A 389-nucleotide genomic window follows, 5' to 3' on the forward strand; every position below is an offset into this window, starting at 1 on the left:
GTGCCCTCGCCGACCTCGGCGACGCACTCGTCCCAGTGCGCCACGAGGTTGCGGCACCACTCGCGCAGCGTCATCGCGTAGTGGGCGCGCAGGTTCTCCTCGTGGTGGACCTCCAGCCCGGCGTCCTGCGCGGCGGTGATGATCGTGCCGGACCCCGTGAGCTCGCCGTCGGGGAAGACGTAGCGGTCGATGAACTCGCCGGTCGAGGTAGCCGTGTTGTGGGCACGGGTGATGCAGTGGTTGAGCAGCCGGCCCTCGGGACGCAGCCGGTCGCGGAGGAAGGAGAAGTACCCGGGCAGCCGGCGTACGCCGACGTGCTCGGTGAGTCCGATGGAGGACACCGCGTCGAAGCCGTCCTCGAGGACGTCGCGGTAGTCGCAGTGGCGCAC

General features: G+C 70.2%; 1 protein-coding gene. It reads right to left on the bottom strand.

Features of this window, described 5'->3' with window-relative positions; all coding sequences use genetic code 11:
* Window positions 1-389 (bottom strand): class I SAM-dependent methyltransferase (locus tag CBF90_RS16955; protein ID WP_172407907.1); only part of this gene is annotated, 389 nt, incomplete at both ends.

The organism is Microbacterium sp. AISO3, from assembly GCF_002204305.1.
GTDB classification, from domain to species: Bacteria; Actinomycetota; Actinomycetes; order Actinomycetales; family Microbacteriaceae; genus Microbacterium; species Microbacterium arborescens.